At 69.5% G+C, this 16,444-nt stretch carries 12 protein-coding genes; 6 read left to right on the top strand and 6 right to left on the bottom strand.

The features are described from left to right. Positions 1–49 precede the first annotated feature (49 nt). Positions 50–607: a TetR family transcriptional regulator gene (locus tag ABOZ73_RS01650; RefSeq protein WP_369062593.1), complete on the top strand. Its 558-nt coding sequence runs from the start codon at positions 50–52 to the stop codon at positions 605–607. Here ABOZ73_RS01650 and ABOZ73_RS01645 read toward each other — a convergent pair. Then, positions 604–1,170, bottom strand: coding sequence for a HutD family protein (locus ABOZ73_RS01645; RefSeq protein WP_369060186.1), 567 nt, complete (start codon positions 1,168–1,170; stop codon positions 604–606). The two genes, ABOZ73_RS01650 and ABOZ73_RS01645, sit on opposite strands and share 4 nt — an antisense overlap. A gap of 97 nt (positions 1,171–1,267) precedes the next feature. On the opposite strand from ABOZ73_RS01645, the gene ABOZ73_RS01640 reads away from it, so the two are divergent. Continuing rightward, on the top strand, positions 1,268–2,317 hold the full coding sequence (locus ABOZ73_RS01640) for an NAD(P)/FAD-dependent oxidoreductase (protein ID WP_369060184.1): 1,050 nt from the start codon (positions 1,268–1,270) through the stop codon (positions 2,315–2,317). Positions 2,318–2,345: 28 nt separating this feature from the next. Further along, positions 2,346–3,509 carry an acyl-CoA dehydrogenase family protein gene (locus ABOZ73_RS01635; protein ID WP_369060182.1) on the top strand — a complete coding sequence of 388 codons (1,164 nt, stop codon included), beginning with the start codon at positions 2,346–2,348 and terminating at the stop codon, positions 3,507–3,509. A gap of 15 nt (positions 3,510–3,524) precedes the next feature. On the opposite strand, the gene ABOZ73_RS01630 is transcribed toward ABOZ73_RS01635, so the two are convergent. Continuing rightward, positions 3,525–4,250 carry an energy transducer TonB gene (locus tag ABOZ73_RS01630; RefSeq protein ID WP_369060180.1) on the bottom strand — a complete coding sequence of 242 codons (726 nt, stop codon included), beginning with the start codon at positions 4,248–4,250 and terminating at the stop codon, positions 3,525–3,527. A gap of 161 nt (positions 4,251–4,411) precedes the next feature. Here ABOZ73_RS01630 and ABOZ73_RS01625 point away from each other — a divergent pair, with 161 nt between their 5' ends. Beyond that, positions 4,412–5,260, top strand: coding sequence for a transglycosylase SLT domain-containing protein (locus ABOZ73_RS01625; RefSeq protein WP_369060179.1), 849 nt, complete (start codon positions 4,412–4,414; stop codon positions 5,258–5,260). On the opposite strand, the gene ABOZ73_RS01620 is transcribed toward ABOZ73_RS01625, so the two are convergent. The 4 genes from ABOZ73_RS01620 to ABOZ73_RS01605 all read right to left on the bottom strand — a co-directional run bounded on the left by ABOZ73_RS01620 (position 5,257) and on the right by ABOZ73_RS01605 (position 9,894). Then, positions 5,257–6,450 (bottom strand): CaiB/BaiF CoA transferase family protein, encoded by a 1,194-nt coding sequence (locus ABOZ73_RS01620; RefSeq protein WP_369062592.1) that lies wholly within the window; start codon positions 6,448–6,450, stop codon positions 5,257–5,259. The genes ABOZ73_RS01625 and ABOZ73_RS01620 overlap by 4 nt on opposite strands. 68 nt (positions 6,451–6,518) lie before the next feature. Beyond that, positions 6,519–7,493: a transglutaminase domain-containing protein gene (locus ABOZ73_RS01615; protein ID WP_369060177.1), complete on the bottom strand. Its 975-nt coding sequence runs from the start codon at positions 7,491–7,493 to the stop codon at positions 6,519–6,521. After that, the gene (locus tag ABOZ73_RS01610; protein ID WP_369060175.1) at positions 7,493–8,440 is read right to left on the bottom strand and encodes an alpha-E domain-containing protein; all 948 of its coding nucleotides are present in this window, start codon (positions 8,438–8,440) and stop codon (positions 7,493–7,495) included. The genes ABOZ73_RS01615 and ABOZ73_RS01610 overlap by 1 nt, the downstream gene beginning before the upstream one ends. Continuing rightward, the gene (locus ABOZ73_RS01605) at positions 8,437–9,894 is read right to left on the bottom strand and encodes a circularly permuted type 2 ATP-grasp protein (RefSeq protein ID WP_369062591.1); all 1,458 of its coding nucleotides are present in this window, start codon (positions 9,892–9,894) and stop codon (positions 8,437–8,439) included. Before ABOZ73_RS01605 ends, ABOZ73_RS01610 begins: the two co-directional genes overlap by 4 nt. A gap of 257 nt (positions 9,895–10,151) precedes the next feature. On the opposite strand from ABOZ73_RS01605, the gene ABOZ73_RS01600 reads away from it, so the two are divergent. Continuing rightward, entirely contained in the window at positions 10,152–11,942 is a 1,791-nt protein-coding gene (locus ABOZ73_RS01600; RefSeq protein ID WP_369060174.1) for an autotransporter assembly complex family protein, read from the top strand. Then, on the top strand, positions 11,939–16,126 hold the full coding sequence (locus tag ABOZ73_RS01595; RefSeq protein WP_369060172.1) for a translocation/assembly module TamB domain-containing protein: 4,188 nt from the start codon (positions 11,939–11,941) through the stop codon (positions 16,124–16,126). The genes ABOZ73_RS01600 and ABOZ73_RS01595 overlap by 4 nt, the downstream gene beginning before the upstream one ends. Positions 16,127–16,444: the final 318 nt, after the last annotated feature.

Raw genomic sequence — 16,444 nt, 5'->3', positions numbered from 1 at the left:
AGTCGTTGACGCGGATGACAGACAATTTAGGAAAACGCCTTTGACGGACGTGGGTGTTCAGCCTCGCACGCGCAATGCCGCAGCTACGCGCGCCGCAATTTTGGGCGCAGCTCGCGCACGATTCTCACGCGAGGCTTATGACAGCGTCGGGGTGCGGGACGTGGCGGCGGACGCTGGCGTCGATCCGGCGCTGATCTCGCGCTATTTCGGCTCGAAGGAAGATCTGTTCGTCGAGGTCTGCAGCACCGGCGATCCCAGCGACCTGTTCACGGTCGAGCGCGACAGGTTCGGCGTCCATGTGGCTCACATGATGCTGCGCGAACCGCAGGACAGCGAAAAGCTGGATTGCTTCCTCATCATGCTGCGCTCATCAGCTTCGCCCAAGGCGTCGGAAGCCATCCGCGTCATGGGGCGCGACCGGTTCTATGACCGGCTGGAGGCTTATCTTGGCGGACCGAACGCCAAGGTCTGCGGCAAGATCGTCGGTTCGATCATCATGGGGCTGAGCATCTCGCGCGCCCTGATCCCCGACTTCGATCTGGATGAGACCCAGCTGGCGGAGCTGGAGCGCCGCCTGGCCGACATCATCCAGCGCTGCATCGACTAGACGGCGGGCGACAGCCGGATCACCACCACCCGCGCCGAGGCGCCGGGCGCGGACAGGCGCAGCGCCGCGGGGGCTTCGAGGACATCGCCCGCTTCCAGAGCCTCGGCCGTCTCGTCCACGCGTACGGTCACGGCGTCGATGGCGTAAACCAGCGCCTGGCTGTCCACGGGAAACGAACGGGGCGCCGAGACGGTCAGGCGTTCGGCGTTGGCGCGCCAGCGGTCGCGGCGGACGAACACGTTCAGGACGCTCGCGCCTTCGGGCGTGGTCTTGGCTTCGATCGCCGTCTCGCCGGCGAAGGACAGAGGCGAGGTTTCCGCATCGACATTGACCGCCGGGCCGCCGTCGAGGCTAAGGCTGAGGCCGCCCTCGACCACGGTCAGAACCCGGTCGATGCCGGGGAAGGCCGAGAAGGGGCCGTCCTGGTCCACCCGCGCCAGGCTGGCGCGCCAATCCATGTCGTCGAAGCCGGCGCCGTCGGGGCGGGCGACGATTTCGACGGTCATGCCGCCGCCGTTGCGCCAGGGCGTGGCGACACGGTCTGCATTGCGAAAGATCTGCACGGCGCCTCCAAGTCACTCGCGCGCATATCGGCGTTAGCCGAGTTGCGGTCTGATCGGCAAGGCTTGACGCAGGGGGTCCTGATCGTTGCTTTGCGGCATGAACCAGCGAGTTGTCATCGCCGGCGGCGGCGCCGTCGGACTCGCCGCGGCGGCGAGCCTCGCACGACGCGGCGTCCAAGTGGTCGTATGTGATTCCGCGCCCCTGGGCGACAACGCCTCGGGCGTGGCGGCCGGAATGCTGGCGCCGGCCATGGAGACAGCCTTCGATCCGTCGACGGCGGGGCACTATCCCATGCTCAATGCGGCTAGAGGGCTGTGGCCCGCCTTCGCCCAGGCCCATGGCGTCATGCTCGACAGCTCCGGCGCGGTGGCCGTGGGCGAGCCGGCGGTCGTCGAGACCTGGGCGCGGCGGTTGTCCGAGGCGGGGGCTCCCTTCGAATACCTGACAGCGGCGGAGGCGGGAGCGTTGGTTCCTGGCCTGGCCGAGGGATTGGGCGGTCTGCGGTCGCGAGAAGACCTGCGTCTTCGCGCGCCCCAGGCTTTGACGGCGTTGAAGGCGTCGGCGGGGGCGGATGGCGCGCAGTTCGTGGATCGACTGGTGACCGGCTGGACTGACAGTGAGGCGGTGCTGGCCGACGGCCGGACCCTAGCCGCCGATTGGCTGGTGATCGCCACCGGCGGCGGGCATGAGCTGGAGGCCATCGCTCCCGAACTGGCCGCCGTGTCGCCGATCAAGGGGCAGATCGCCCAGGCGCGGGATGTCGTGTTCGATGGCCCGGTGCTGCGCGGCGAGGGCATCTATGTCTGCCCGTCGCCCGACGGCGTGATCGTCGGCGCGACCATGGAGCAGGGGCGCTCGGACCGGGCGGTGGACCCTGAAGTCATCGAGACGCTGACGGCGCGGGCTTCGCGATTGCTGCCCGCCTTGAAGGACGCGCGGTTCGAGGCCTCGGCCGCCGTGCGCGGGGCGACCGCCGACGGGATGCCGCTGGTCGGGCCGGTTGCTACGCCGGGCGTCATCCTGGCGGTGGGCGCGCGTCGCAACGGCTGGCTTCTGGCGCCGGTCATCGCCAATATGATCGCCGCTTATGTAGACAATGAAGACGCCGGCCCCTTGGCCGCCCGGTTCGACCCGAGGCGCTTCTAGGAGACCGGTCGCACAGGCAGGGGGATGCATGACGGGTTTTCGGCTGACGGACGAACAGGAAGCCATCCGCGACGGCGTCGCCCGGGTCTGTGAGCGTTTCGACGACGAATACTGGCGCAAGACCGACGAGACCGGCGACTTCCCCGAAGCCTTCGTCGCCGCCATAGCCGAGGGCGGCTGGCTGGGCGTCTCCATGCCGGAAAGCGTCGGCGGGGCGGGCCTGGGTCTGACCGAGGCGGCGATCATGATGCAGACCGTGGCCCAGTCGGGCGCCGGGTTCTCCGGCGCATCGGCGATCCACCTGAACATCTTCGGCCCCATGCCGATCGTGAAGTTCGGCACGGCCGAGCAGCGCGACCGCCATCTGCCGCGGCTGATCAGCGGCGAGGACAAGATGTGCTTCGCGGTGACGGAGCCCAATTCCGGCCTCGACACCTCCAGCCTCGAGACGCGGGCCGAGCGGGTCGGCGACGGCTATGTCCTGAACGGGCGGAAGATCTGGACCACGGGCGCCCAGCGGGCCAACAAGATCCTGATCATCGCCCGGACCACCCCAAAGGATCAGGTCGCCAAGCCGACCCAGGGGCTGAGCCTGTTCTACACGGACCGCGAGAAGATCGAGGCCAAGCCGATCCCCAAGATGGGCCGCAAGGCCGTTGAATGTAATATGCTTTTCATCGAAGACCTGAAGGTCCCGGCCGAGGATCTGATCGGCGAGGAAGGCAAGGGATTCTCTTATCTCCTGCACGGCCTGAACCCGGAGCGGGTGCTGTTCGCGGTGGAGGCGGTGGGCCTGGGCCGCACCGCCCTGGCCAAGGCGACCACCTACGCCAGGGAGCGCGTGGTGTTCGGCCGGCCCATCGGCCAGAACCAGGGCGTGGCCCATCCGCTGGCCAAGTCCTGGGCCGAGCTGGAGGCCGCCAGCCTGATGGCGTTCAAGGCCGCGGCCCTCTACGACGCAGGTGAAGACTGCGGGGCCGAGGCAAACGCCGCCAAGTATCTGGGCGGCGAGGCGGGCTTCCACGCCTGCGAGGCGTCGGTGCTGGCCCATGGCGGCATGGGCTACGCCAAGGAGTATGACGTGGAGCGCTATTTCCGCGAGGCGATGATCGCCCGCATCGCGCCGGTCAGCCGTGAGATGATCCTGAACTACATCGCCGAGCGCGTGCTGGGCCTGCCCAAGAGCTACTGAGCAGGCCCGCGCCGCCTAGTCGGCCAGGTTGAAGCGGATCGGGATGCGGACATAGGCGCCGTCCACCGGGCTGCCGTCCTCGGTCTGCGGCTTCATCTTGAAGAAGCGGGACAGCTTCACGGCCGCCGCGCCGAAGCCTTCGCCGGCTGGCGCCTCGTCGATCACGGCGCAGTCGGAGACGGAACCGGCGGCGGTGACGCGGCAGTTGATCGTCGCTCCGCCGGCGATCCCGCGCCGCTGGGCGGACTCCGGATAGAAGCGGGACATCTCCGCCGCGCCGGGGCGCTTCAGCCAGGTGGGGCGGACGATGGTCGGCGGGGGCGGGGGCGGGGGCGATGGCGGCGTGACGGCCGGCGTCGGCGGCTGGATCAGCGTGGTCAGGGGGCCAAGGTCAATCGGCCCAGGCGGCGTGATCACCGCCGGCATGGTGACGTCCGGGACGATGGCGTTGGGCTGCGGCTGATGCAGGTTCACCGTCCGGGGCTGGGTGACCGGCTGCGTCGAGGGCGGCGGAGGCGGGGGCTGCGGGATGTAGCGCTCCAGGCTGATGATCGATTCCGCCGGGACCGCCTGCGCCTCCGGCAGGACGAACTTTCGATAGTAGAGATAGACGCCCAGCGCCGCGTGGACCGCGAGCGAGGCGCCCAGGGCGATCACCGCGCCGCGGGACAGGCGAGGGCGGGCGTGCTCTGCCCGCTCCCATGGCGGGACGGTGGCGGAGAAGGCGGGTTGGACGACCATGGCTGACCTCCCTGTCGTTGTGGTCGATCCAACGCTCTCACGGAAAACTACAATCGTAAATCACAAAGTGTACACTTGTAATTCATGGGCTCGGCATAATCTGCCCGGCAGGAATTGCGCGGTTAATTGCTCGTTAACCATGTCGGGGCGATCCAAGGACCATGACCGTGCAGTCCATCCGGGGAGTCGTCGAGACGGCCATCCAGCGCGCATCCAGCGCGACGGGGGTCGATTTTTCGTTCCTGATGAAGACCGCCAAGCGCGAAAGCGGCTACAACCCGACCGCCAAGGCGGGCACTTCCAGTGCCGCCGGCCTGTTCCAGTTCGTGGACCAGACCTGGATGTCGACGCTGAAGAAGCACGGCTCCAAATACGGCTACGCGCGCTACGCCGATCTTATCAGCCAGGACTCCTCGGGACGCTTCCACGTGGCGGGCGGTTCGGATGCGCGCAAGGCGGTGATGGGGCTGAAGCTCGATCCGCACGCCGCGTCGCTGATGGCGGGTGAACTGGCGTCCGATCACGCCTCCTATCTTCGTGGCCGCACCGGGCGCATGCCGACGGCGGGCGAGCTCTACGCCGCGCACTTCTTGGGCCCCAAGGGCTCGGCCAAGCTGATCGAGGCGGTAAACGCCAGCCCCAACGCCAGCGCCGCCGCCCTGTTTCCCGACGCGGCGGAAGCCAACCGTTCGATCTTCTACCGGGGCGGCCGCGCGGCCACCGTGGGCGAGGTCTATGCGAACCTGACCCGCACTGGCGGTCCGGAAGAGGCGGTGGGAGAGCGGGAGCAGCAGCCCGGCTTCATCCAGTACGCCTCGGCCCGCCGCGACGACCGCGTGCAGCAGCAACAGGCGCTGGTCGAGTTCATCCTGCGCGGGTCGCAAAAGGACGGCGATCCCTTCGGCCTGACCAATGGCGGCGAAGGTTCGACCCGCAGCCTGGGCGGTTCGCTGTTCACCTCCGAGATGCTGCGCGTCCTGTCGGAAGCCAACGCCAAGTCCAAGACCTAGGCGGCGGCCTTTGCGGCGATCATCGCCGTGATCTCTTCCTCGTCGTATCCCAGCTCAGCCAGAACCTCGCGCGTGTGTTCGCCGAGCTTTGGAGCGGGTCCCTTCGGCCCGTCGTCGCAGCCGGGGAAGCGCGCGGGACCGCCCGGCGCGGCGAAGGCGCCGCCCGAACCGTCCGGCGTCTGCACGAAGCAGCCGGCGGCGTGGGCCTGCGGGTCGTTCACCAGCTCGGCCGGCGTTTGATAGGGACCCCAGGTGATGTCGGCCTCGTCCAGCGCCTTGGCCGCGTCGGCATAGATGAGGGCGGCGAAGGCGGCGTCGAGCTCGGCCACCAGGGCGCCGGCGTTCTCCCGCCGGGCCTTGGCGCTGGCGAAGCGGGGATCGTCCACCAGTTCGGGCCGACCGGCGGCCGCCGCGATGCGCGGCCAGTCCGTGGAGCCCTGGCGCGGCAGCAGGCAGATCCACTTGCCGTCGCCGGTGCGGAAGAAGTTGGCCAAGGGCTGCACCGCCTGCTCTCGCGGGCGGGTGGAGGCGATGCGGCCCATCTTTAGCTGGATCGCCATGTCCGAACCGATGGCGTAGACTCCTGCCCGTAGGAGCGAGGTCTCCACCAGCCGCCCGACGCCGGTTCGCCCACGCTCGATCACCGCCGCCAGGATCGCCGATGTGGTGGCCAGCGAGCAGACGTGATCGCCCATGCCGGTGCGGATGGGGAAGGGCTCCGCCCCCTTGGGCGCGGTCAGCGACCCGACCCCAGCGCGGGACCAGAAGGCGGCCACGTCCATGCCGGGCTTGTCGGCGTCGGCCCCCTCCAGCCCATAGCCGGTCAGGCTGCAGTAGATCAGGCGCGGGTTCTCCGTCCGCAGGGTCTCGTGGTCCAGCCGCGCCCGCTTCAGGGCGCCTGGGCGGACATTGGTGAGGAAGATGTCGGCCTGCCGCGCGAGGCGGACCAAGGCGTCACGCCCGGCGTCGGTGCGGATGTCCAGGGCGACGCCGCGCTTGCCCCGGTTGTCCAGGTCGAAGACCGGATTGTCGGGGGTGTCGGCGCCGATGGTGTCGAAGAACCGGCGCATGGGATCGCCGTCCAACGCCTCGACCTTGATCACCTCCGCGCCCCAGTCGGCCATGATCCCCGCCGCGCCTGGGGCGGCGATGTAGGTGGCGAACTCGACGACCTTCAGACCTTCCAGCACCCGCGCATCCTCCGTCTTCTTTTGCAAGCCATAGTGGCATGACGGAGCGGCTTGGGAAGCGGGGGTCTCTACTGCTGCTGTTGCTGCTGCTGGTCGTGACGGTAGGCCTCGCCGTCGGTGCGGCGGCGAACGCCGGCGAAGGCAGGGCGGGCGACGCGCATGAACTCCGGCTCGGCCATGGCGGCGCGGGCCCGGCGGACCGACACGCCGACGGCCAACTGGCTTTCGGCGTCGCCCTTGTACACCCCACGCGACGGCGGCACGTCGGCGTAGTCGCGGCCCACGGCCACGGCGATGTGGCGCTCGCCGGTCATCATGTTGTTGGTGGGGTCGAAGCCGATCCAGCGCAGGGTCGGCAGGAACACCTCGATCCAGGCGTGGGTGGCGTCGGGATCTGAGCGGTCGCCGGCCTCGCGGTCGGTGAACAGGTAGCCGGACACGTATCGCGCCGGCACGCCCCAGGAGCGGCAGATGGCGATCATGATGTGGGCGAAGTCCTGGCAGACGCCGCGGCCCGCCTCCAGCGCCTCGTCGATGGGACTGTCGGCCTCGGTGACGCCGGGGGCGTAGCTGAAGGCCTCGTAGATCGTCTGGTTGAGGCGGCGCAGGGCGGTCAGGGGATCGCGCCGGCGCAGGTCGGCGATGTCGTGCTTGTCCATGAAGGCCTGCAGCATCTCGGTGCGGCGGGCGTAGCCGTGGTCATGCAGGAAGTCGAAGGCCTCGCCCCGGACGAAGTCGCTGCGCAGGCGGTCCCATTCCCCGGCGTCCAGGGCCTCGGGCAGGACCAGGTCTGGCTGGGTCTCCACCGCCGAGCGGGCGACGATGGTCAGGCGGTCGTGCGGCTGCGGGACGTCGAAGTGATAGACGGCGTTGCCGAAGGTGTCGCCGTAGGAGAACAGCTGGGCGGCGGGCTCCAGGTCCAGCTCGAAGCTGACCAGGCGTTGGCGGCCGCCCTTCTGGGGTTGCATCCAGAGCTCCATGACGCTTTCACGCACTGGCTGGGCGTAGTGGTACTGGGTGACGTGGCGGACTTCGAGCAGCATCAGGCCGGCAGCCTCAGTTCGAGCGGATAGGCGACGAAGGTATCGTAGATGGCCTGGTGGATGCGGCCGCATTCGTTGACCACCTGGGCCAGCAGGCCGCTGGCGCCCATGGCCTCTAGCTCCTCGATGTCGGCGAACTCCAGGCGGGCCTTGAGCCGTCCGGCCAGGCGTTCGGGATGGCCGCCGCCGACGCCGCTTTCCATATGGCGCGCCACCTTGCTCAGGTGCAGTTCCATCTGGGTGGTGGTGAAGCGGATCGAGCGGGGGAAGTCCTCGCTGAACAGCAGGAACTCCAGGATGTGGCGCGGCTCGATCTCGGCGGTGTAGGCGCGCAGATAGGGCTCCAGCGCGCAAGCCATGCGCAGCAGGCTCATCAGGGCGATGCGGTCGGAGGCGTGGACCGTGCGCGCCTCGCCGAACCCGACCTCCAGAAGGCGGGCGATCAGCTGCGCCCGCTCCAGGTGCGCGCCCAGCATCAGGAAGCGCCAGCCCTCGCCATGGCTCATGGTGGCGTCGGCGGCGCCCTTGAAGGTGTGCAGGTCGGAAATGACCTCATGCAGGAAGGCCGAGGAGCCGTTTTCGAAGGCGCGCTCGGCCTCGCCGCTGGTCATGCGCAGATAGAGCATGTTCAGCCGCTCCCAGGTCTCGGTGGTGATCTGGTCACGGACCTGGCGGGCGTTCTCACGCGCGCGGGCCAGGGACGAGACGACCGAGTTGGGATCATCGCGGTTGAGCACCAGGCCGCGCGCCGCATCATAGGGTGATGCCGTCCGGGCGCCTTCCTCGTCGCCCAAGGCGGCCAGGGCGATGCGGGCGGCCTGCATGCCGGAGTCGTTCTGGTCGAGGGTGGCGTTGAGCATCACGTCGGACAGGCGCGACAGATGCTCGGCGCGTTCGAGGTAGCGGCCGGTCCAGTAGAGGCTGTCGGCCACGCGGGCGAGCATCATGGCTGGGCGCTCCCCATTGCGTCGTCGGCCAGGACCCAGGTGTCCTTTGAGCCGCCGCCCTGGCTGGAATTGACCACCAGCGAGCCGCGCTTCAACGCCACGCGGGTCAGGGCGCCGGGGGTGACCACGATCTTCTCGCCCGACAGGATGAAGGGGCGCAGGTCCACGTGGCGCGGCTCGATCCGGCCGTCGACCAGGCACGGCGCGGTGGACAGCTGGATGGTCGGCTGGGCGATGTAGTTTTCCGGGTCGGCCTTGATCGCGTCGGCGAACTCGGCGCGTTCCTTGGTCGAGGCGTGGGGCCCGATCAGCATGCCGTAACCCCCCGATGCGCCGACCGCCTTGACCACCAGCTTGTCGAGATTGTCGAGCACGTGGCTGAGCTGGGCCGGCTCGCGGCACAGGAAGGTCTCGATGTTGGGCAGGATGGCGTCCTCGCCCAGGTAGTAGCGGATGATGTCCGGGACATAGGCATAGACCGCCTTGTCGTCAGCCACGCCCGTGCCGGGGGCGTTGCAGATCACCACCGAGCCGGCGCGATAGGCGTTGAACAGTCCCGCCACGCCGAGGGACGAGTCCCGGCGGAAGGTGAGCGGGTCGATGAAGTCGTCGTCCACCCGGCGATAAATCACGTCGATCCGTCGCAGGCCGGTGGTGGTGCGCATGTAGACGGTGTTGTCGTGAACCACGAGGTCGCGGCCCTCGACCAGAGGCACGCCCATAAGGCGCGCCAGATAGGCGTGCTCGTAATAGGCGGAGTTGTAGACGCCAGGGGTCAGCACCACGACCTGCGGGTTGGGCCGCCAGTCGGCCGCCATGCTTTTCAGCGTCGACAGCAGCAGGTCGGGATAGCGCTCCACCGGCCGCACGCCGGCGGCGCGATAGGCGCCGGGGAAGGTGCGCTTGGCCGCGTCCCGGTTGGCCAGCATGTAGGACACGCCCGACGGGACGCGCAGGTTGTCCTCCAGCACGGCGAACTCGCCATCCTGGCCCCGGATCAGGTCCGAGCCGCAGACATTGGCGTAGGCCTTGTGCGGCACGAACAGGTGCTGCATTTCGCGGCGATAGGACGGGGCGCTGAGCACAAGCTCGCGCGGCACGATGCCGTCCATCAGGATCTTTTGCTCACCGTAGATGTCGGCCAGGAACATGTTCAGCGCCCGCAGGCGCTGGGTCAGGCCGGCCTCGATCCTGGCCCACTCCTGGGCGGGCAGGATGCGGGGAAACAGGTCGGTGGGAATGATCCGCTCGGTGGCGCTGTCGGCGCCGTACACGGTGAAGGTGATCCCCTGGAGCAGGAACGAGCGTTCCTGGGTCAGCTGACGGCCGCCCAGCTCCTCGGTCGACAGGCGCGACATGCGGGTATGCAGGTGGGCGTAATGGTCGCGCACCTCGCCGCCGTCGGCGAACATCTCGTCATAGGCCGCGCCCGGCAGATAGGCCGCCTGCGTCATCGGCAGGACCGGCGCGGAATCGATTTCCGACGGTTTCGTCACCGGGCTCAAAGGTCTTGTCTCGTGAATGTCGTCATTGGTCCGAACCCTAGCCGTCGCCGCGTCGAAAGAAGCGGCTTTTCGAATCCCTGCTCAGGGCTCAAACGGATTGCCTGCGAATTGGGCGCCGTTCGCTTCCGCGATCAAGCAGAGGAGGGCGGTGACAGCCCGCGTTCGCATCGCTACACACGGGTCGGGGCGAGACAGGAAGGATTTGCTTGGGACGAACCGTCTTCGCCCTGGCCGCCGCTGGCGCCGCGCTGAATGTCGCCGCCTTTGGGGGCGTCCGCGCTGATGAACCGCGCGCCACCGTTGAAGGGGTGGAGGACCGCGCCCTGCGCGAGGCGATCGTCACCGCCATAGGCCGGGCCGACACCGCGCCCGCCAGCCAATTCGAGGCGCGCCGCCGGGCGCGTGACGCGGGCGAGAACGCCATCTCGGTCCTGAGGTCCGAAGGCTATTACGGGCATGACGTCGAGGCCGACCTGGCGGAGGGCGATCGCCTGCTGCCGGTGGTGCGGGTCACGCCCGGCCAGCGATTCAACTTCGCCGATTCGAAGATCACCTGGGTCGAGGCGCCCCCCGCTGACGAGGTCGCCGCCGCGGCCGAGAAGGCCATGGGCCTGGCGTCTGGCGCGCCCGGACGGTCAGCCGACGTGCTGGGCGCCGAGGGGCGGATTCTGGCGACGATCCAGAAGCGCGGATATGCGGACGCCCTGGCCCAGCCGCGGGAAGTAATCGTGGATCACGCCGACCATACGGTTCGTCCGGACTTCCGCATCGACGCGGGAGAGCTGGTCAAGCTGGGCGGTCTGGACCTGAGCAGCGACGGGCGAACCAAGCGGTGGTGGATCGAGAACCTGGCGCCGTGGAAGCCGGGCGATGTCTATGACCCCGAAGACGTGGCTGAGCTGGAGCGCCGCCTGCGCGACACCGCCGTCTATGACTCCGTGACCGTGGCCCTGTCGCCGGTCGACGCCAAGACGCCTGAGGGGCTGCGGCCGGTGGTGGTCAGCGTCGCCGACCGCGCCCGCCGGACCATCGAGCTGGGCGCGGGCTTCTCGACCAGCGAGGGCGCGGGCCTGGATGGACGCTGGACGCGATACAACCGCTTTGGCCGGGGCGACACCCTGCGCATCACCGGGCGTCTCGCCAATCTGGAGCGGCGGCTCGACGCCGAGGTGGCGTTGCCGCACTGGCGCAAGCCGCAGCGCACCCTGCGGGTCGGCGGGGCGATCTTCGATGAAGACACCGACGCCTATACCGACACCGGCGTCGGCGTCCGCACCGACCTGACGCGCCGGTTCGGCCGCATCTCGTTCCTGACCGTCGGGGCCGCGCTGGACGCCAGCCAGATCGCCGACAAGACCGACGTGAACGGCTTCGTGGTCGGGCAGGAGCGCAACCTGCTGACCCTGACGACCCTGGGCGCCCTGAACTGGGACGCCTCCGACGATCCGTTGGACCCCAAGCGCGGGTGGCGCGTGGAGGTTCGCGGCGAGCCGACCTTCGTCACGGGCGACGACAGCATCACCTATCTGAAGACCCAAGCGCAGGTGACCGGCTATCTGCCGATCTCCAAGGAGGCAAAGACGGTTCTGGCCGGTCGGGCCAAGGCGGGTCTGATCGTCGGCGGACGTATCCCGTCGGTGCCGGGTTCGCGGCGGTTCTTCGCGGGCGGTGGCGGTTCGATCCGCGGCTACGCCTATCAGGGGGTCGGCCCCCGACTGTCCGACAACACGCCGCAGGGCGGTCTATCGCTGCTGGAGGCCTCGTTCGAGGTGCGCCAGCGGATCACCGGACCGTGGGGCGTGGTGGCCTTCGTCGACGCCGGCGCCGTCGGCACCAACGAGTTTCCCAAGACCCGCGACTTCAGCGCCGGGGCCGGGGTGGGGGTCCGCTACGACCTCGGCTTCGGGCCGATCCGCGCCGACATCGCCATTCCGCTGGACAAGCGCGAGGGTGATCCGTCGTTCCAGGTCTATCTCAGCATCGGGCAGAGCTTTTGACCGACGCACCGCCCACACCCCCGTCCGAGGAAGCCGTCGCCGAGGTCGTGGCCGCGGCCAAGAAGGTCGGCCGCAGTCCCGCCTTCTGGGTGATGATGGTCGCCGTCCTGGCCGTCGTCCTGGCCGCGACCGCCAGCTTGGTGGTGCGCTACGGCGTGGTCAGCGTGCCAGGCCGGATGTTCATCGAGGCGCGCGCCAACGGCTTGAAGCTTGGCCGCATAGGCCGGCTGAAGATCGAGGGACTTCAAGGCGATATCTGGAAAAGCTTCACCGTTCGAAAGCTGTCCATCGTCGATGACAAGGGCCCGTGGCTGGAGGCCCGCAATGTCGGGGTCGATTGGACCTATCCGGCGCTGTTCGTGCGGCGCTTCAAGGCCGAGCGGATCACCGCAGAGCAGGTGACGGTCATCCGCCGCCCGACCCTGAGCCCCAAGAGCGGCCAGCCCAGCAAGGGCCTGCCGATCTCGTTCGACATCGACGCCCTGGCGTTTCGACTCGAGACTCTGCCGGCGTTCAGCCAGACGCGCGGCCTGTACGATGTGAACGGCGACCTGGAGATCGAGCGGGCTGGCGACCGGCGCGGTTCGGTGCAGGCGCGCAGCCAGATGCACCAGGGCGACTTCCTCCGCGTGCAGTTCGACCTTGGGGCCAAGGACACCTTGCTGGTCGACGCCCAAGCCAATGAATTGGCCGGCGGGGCCATCGCCGGGGCGCTGGGCCTTCCGGCGGATCGCGCCTTCTTCCTCGACGCCAAGGCGACCGGGGCGATGCGGCAGGGACGCTTCGACGTCGTGGCGCGGTCCGGCGACGAGACGCCGCTGTCGGCGCAGGGCGCATGGAATCCGCAAGGCGGGCGCGCCGAGGGACGGGCGGTGCTGTCGTCCTCGCGCCTGCTGGGTCAGGTGGTCCGCATGTTCGGCCCCACCGCGTCCTTCGCCATTGCGGGGCGGCGAGCCTCGGACGGGTTCTTCGACCTGGACGGGCGGCTGGAGGCCGAGAACCTGCGCCTGTCCCTGAAGGGCGGCGCGGATATCGGCAAGCGCATGACCGATCGCGACGGGGTTGAGGTCGATCTGGATGTCCAGGACATGTCGCGCATCACGCCGCAGCCGAAGCTGGGCCGCACGCGTTACAGCGGACGCCTGCGCGGCGACGCCAAGGCCTGGTCGCTGGACGGCGACGCTGTGGCTGAGGGCGGCTCGCTGCTGGGCCTGACTCTGGCGCGCATCGAGGGACCGCTTTCGCTCGCTCGCGAACGTAACGAGTTCACCGTCGATGCTGACTTCCGCGGCTCCGGTGGGCTGGGCGAGGGCCTGATCCCAACCCTGATGGGCGCTCGGCCCACGGCGAAGTTCGAAGGCGCGCGCCTGGCGGACGGCCGGCTGCTGATGCGCCGCGTGCGCATCGACGGCGCGGGGATCAAGGTGGATGGCGAGGGCCAGCGCAGCCTGCTGGGCGGCCTGTCGTTCAAGGGCGACGCCCAGGTCACCAACCTGGCGGCGGCGCGACCGAACGCGTCGGGTACGGTCAGCGGAAAATGGTCGGCGTCTCAGGCCTCGGCCGGCAAGCCGTGGGTGTTCACCGTGGACGCGCGCGGCGCGAACTTCGCCGCCGGCTTTGGCGAGTTGGACCGCCTGCTGGGCGCCGATCCGCGCTTCACCCTGCAGGGCAGCTTCGCCGACGGCCGGGTGGCGGTCGGGGAATCCAAGCTGACGGGCGCGGCGGCCAACGCCTCCGCCGCCGGCCTGATCGGCGCGGCGGGCGCGCTGCAGCTCAAGCTCGACTGGGCCGCCAACGGGCCGTTCCGCGTCGGGCCGCTCGAACTGGCCGGCAAGGCCAAGGGCGCCGGCGCCATCACCGGCAGCCTGTCGCAGCCGAAAGCCGACCTGACGGCGGACTTCGAAAGCATCGACGTGCCGCGCCTGAAGCTGACGGACGCGAAGGTCACTCTGACCTTCGCGCGCGGCGCGAACGACACCGACGGCGCCATCGCGATCACGGCGAGCAGCGAGTATGGCCCGGCCCGCGCGCGCGCGGATTTCAGCTTCGCGCCCGGCGGGATGGAGTTCAGCGGCCTCGACGCCGACGCTGGCGGTGTGAAGGCCAAGGGCGGATTGTCCCTGCGCAGCGGCCGGCCCGCCTCGGCGGACCTGACCGTGGCCATCGGCCCTGGGGCGTTGCTGCGCGAGGGGACGGTCAACGGCACGGCCCAGATCACCGACAGCGTCGGCGGCGCACGCGCCAGGCTGAACCTGACGGCCGATAACGCCGTGCCCAAGGGCTCGGACGTCTGGCTGCGGAAGGCGGAGATCCGGGCTGATGGTCCGCTGGATCGGTTGCCTTTCACCATCGTCGCCAATGGCGATGCGCGCCCCGGCCGTTGGACGATCAATGGCTCCGGCGTCCTGTCGGATGTGCAGGACGGCTATGGCCTGGCCTTCGACGGCGGCGGCCGGATGGGGCGCGGCGAGGTCCGCACCCTGGAGACCGCCCAGTTCCGCTTTGGCGGTCCGCGCCAGACGGCGCGCTTGCGCCTGGCGGTGGGCGCCGGGCGGGCGGAGATCGACGGCGCGCTGTCCGACGCCGGCGCCGAGCTGAAGGCCGTGCTGACCTCGGTCAGCCTTGGCGCTTTGAACGAGGATCTGGCGGGCGAGGTGGATGCCCGCGTGTCGCTGCAGGGGCAGGGGGACGACCTACGCGGCGACCTCGACGCCAACCTGCGGGGCGCGCGTCAACGCGGCGCGCCGGCCCGCGTCGGAATCGACGGCCAGGTGAAGGCGAACCTGCGGGGCGAGCAGCTGGTGGTTCAGGCCACGGCCGCCAACCAGCAGGGACTTCGTTCCAACGCCGAGCTGGTGCTGCCGGTGGATGCGTCGGCCAAGCCGCTGCGCCTGGCGGTGAACCGGCAGAAGACCGTGCGCGGCAACTTCGCCGCCCAAGGCGAGATCAAGTCCCTGTGGGACCTGCTGATCGGCGGGGAGCGCAGCCTGGCGGGCAAGGTCGACATCAAGGGCTCGCTCGGCGGCACCCTGTCCGACCCGCGCCTGGTGGGGGACGCGGCGATGACCGGCGGCTCGTTCGACGACGGCCCGACGGGGCTGAAGCTGCAGAACGTGACCGTGCGCGCCAACCTGGCGGACAACGCCATCGACGTCAGCGAGGCTTCGGCCGCTGACGGACGGGGCGGTTCGCTCTCCGGTGGCGGACGGCTGGACCTGCGGCGGGATGCGGCGTCCAGCTTCCGGCTGGCGTTGCGGCGCTTCCGTCTGATCGACAACGACCTGGCCACAGCTTCGGCCAGCGGCGAGGCGACGGTGGAGCGAGGGGCTGACGGCAAGGTTCGCTTGGCCGGCGCCCTGACCATCGACGAGGGCGAAATCTCCGCTGATACGGTCACCCCGCCCAGCGTGCCGACCATCGAGGTGGTCGAGCGCAACAAGCCGCGCGCCGACAGCCGTGACCTGCAGGCCCGGCGCAGTTCGCCCGGCTTTGCGCTGGATGTGACCCTGAAGGCGCCGCGTCGGGTGTTCGTGCGCGGTCGGGGCCTGGATGTGGAGCTGTCGCTGGACGCCCATGTCGGCGGGTTCAGCAACCGTCCCGACCTGACGGGCACGGCGCGGGTGGTGCGCGGCGACTACGACTTCGCCGGCAAGCGGTTCGAGTTCGATACGCGGGGCGTGGTCTATCTGGCCAACTCGCCCGAACGCATCCGCCTGGATCTGTCGGCGACGCGGGAAGACCCGACGTTGACGGCGGTGGTGCGCATCTTGGGTACCGCGGCCAAGCCGGAGATCTCCCTGACCTCCACGCCGCAATTGCCTAACGACGAGGTGCTGTCCCAGGTGCTGTTCGGGGCCTCGGCCTCGCAACTGTCGCCGCTGGAGGCCGCTCAGCTAGCTTCGGCGCTGGCGGCGCTGTCGGGCGGCGGCGGGTTCGACGTGATCGGCGGCCTGCGCAACCTGGCGGGCCTGGACCGGCTGTCCTTCGCCGGGGACGCGGCGGGCATGACCGTGGCGGGCGGCAAGTACATCACCGACGACGTCTATCTTGAACTGATCGGCGGCGGTCGCGACGGGCCGGCGGCGCAGGTGGAATGGCGGGTGCGGCGGGCGCTGGCCATCGTCTCGCGCCTCAGCAGCCAGGGCGACAACAGGCTCTCGGTCCGCTGGCGCAAGGACTACTGATTTCGCACAGCGGTTGCGCGCCGGCGCGGGGTCGACCGTCGGTGCGGGGCAGGCTAGGGTCCACGAGTTGGCGACGTTTCGTCTTGCGCCATTCCGGGCGTCGCCATGTGCAACACGCGTCGACTTGGTCCGCGGCAATGGCGTTGCAAGGTTCCGCATGCGTTTGTCGCCCGACGAACAGCGCGTTCTGGATTCCATCGCCGACCGAGGCCGCGACATCGTCGGCCGCGCGGTGGAGTGGTGCGCCATCAATTCCGGCAGCCGGCACCTGGCGGGGCTGGAGCGGCAGCGAGCGCTGCTGAAGGACGCCTTCGCGGT

The organism is Caulobacter sp. 73W (assembly GCF_041021955.1).
Classification (GTDB): Bacteria; Pseudomonadota; Alphaproteobacteria; order Caulobacterales; family Caulobacteraceae; genus Caulobacter.
This window is presented reverse-complemented; position numbering and strand designations above follow the sequence as displayed.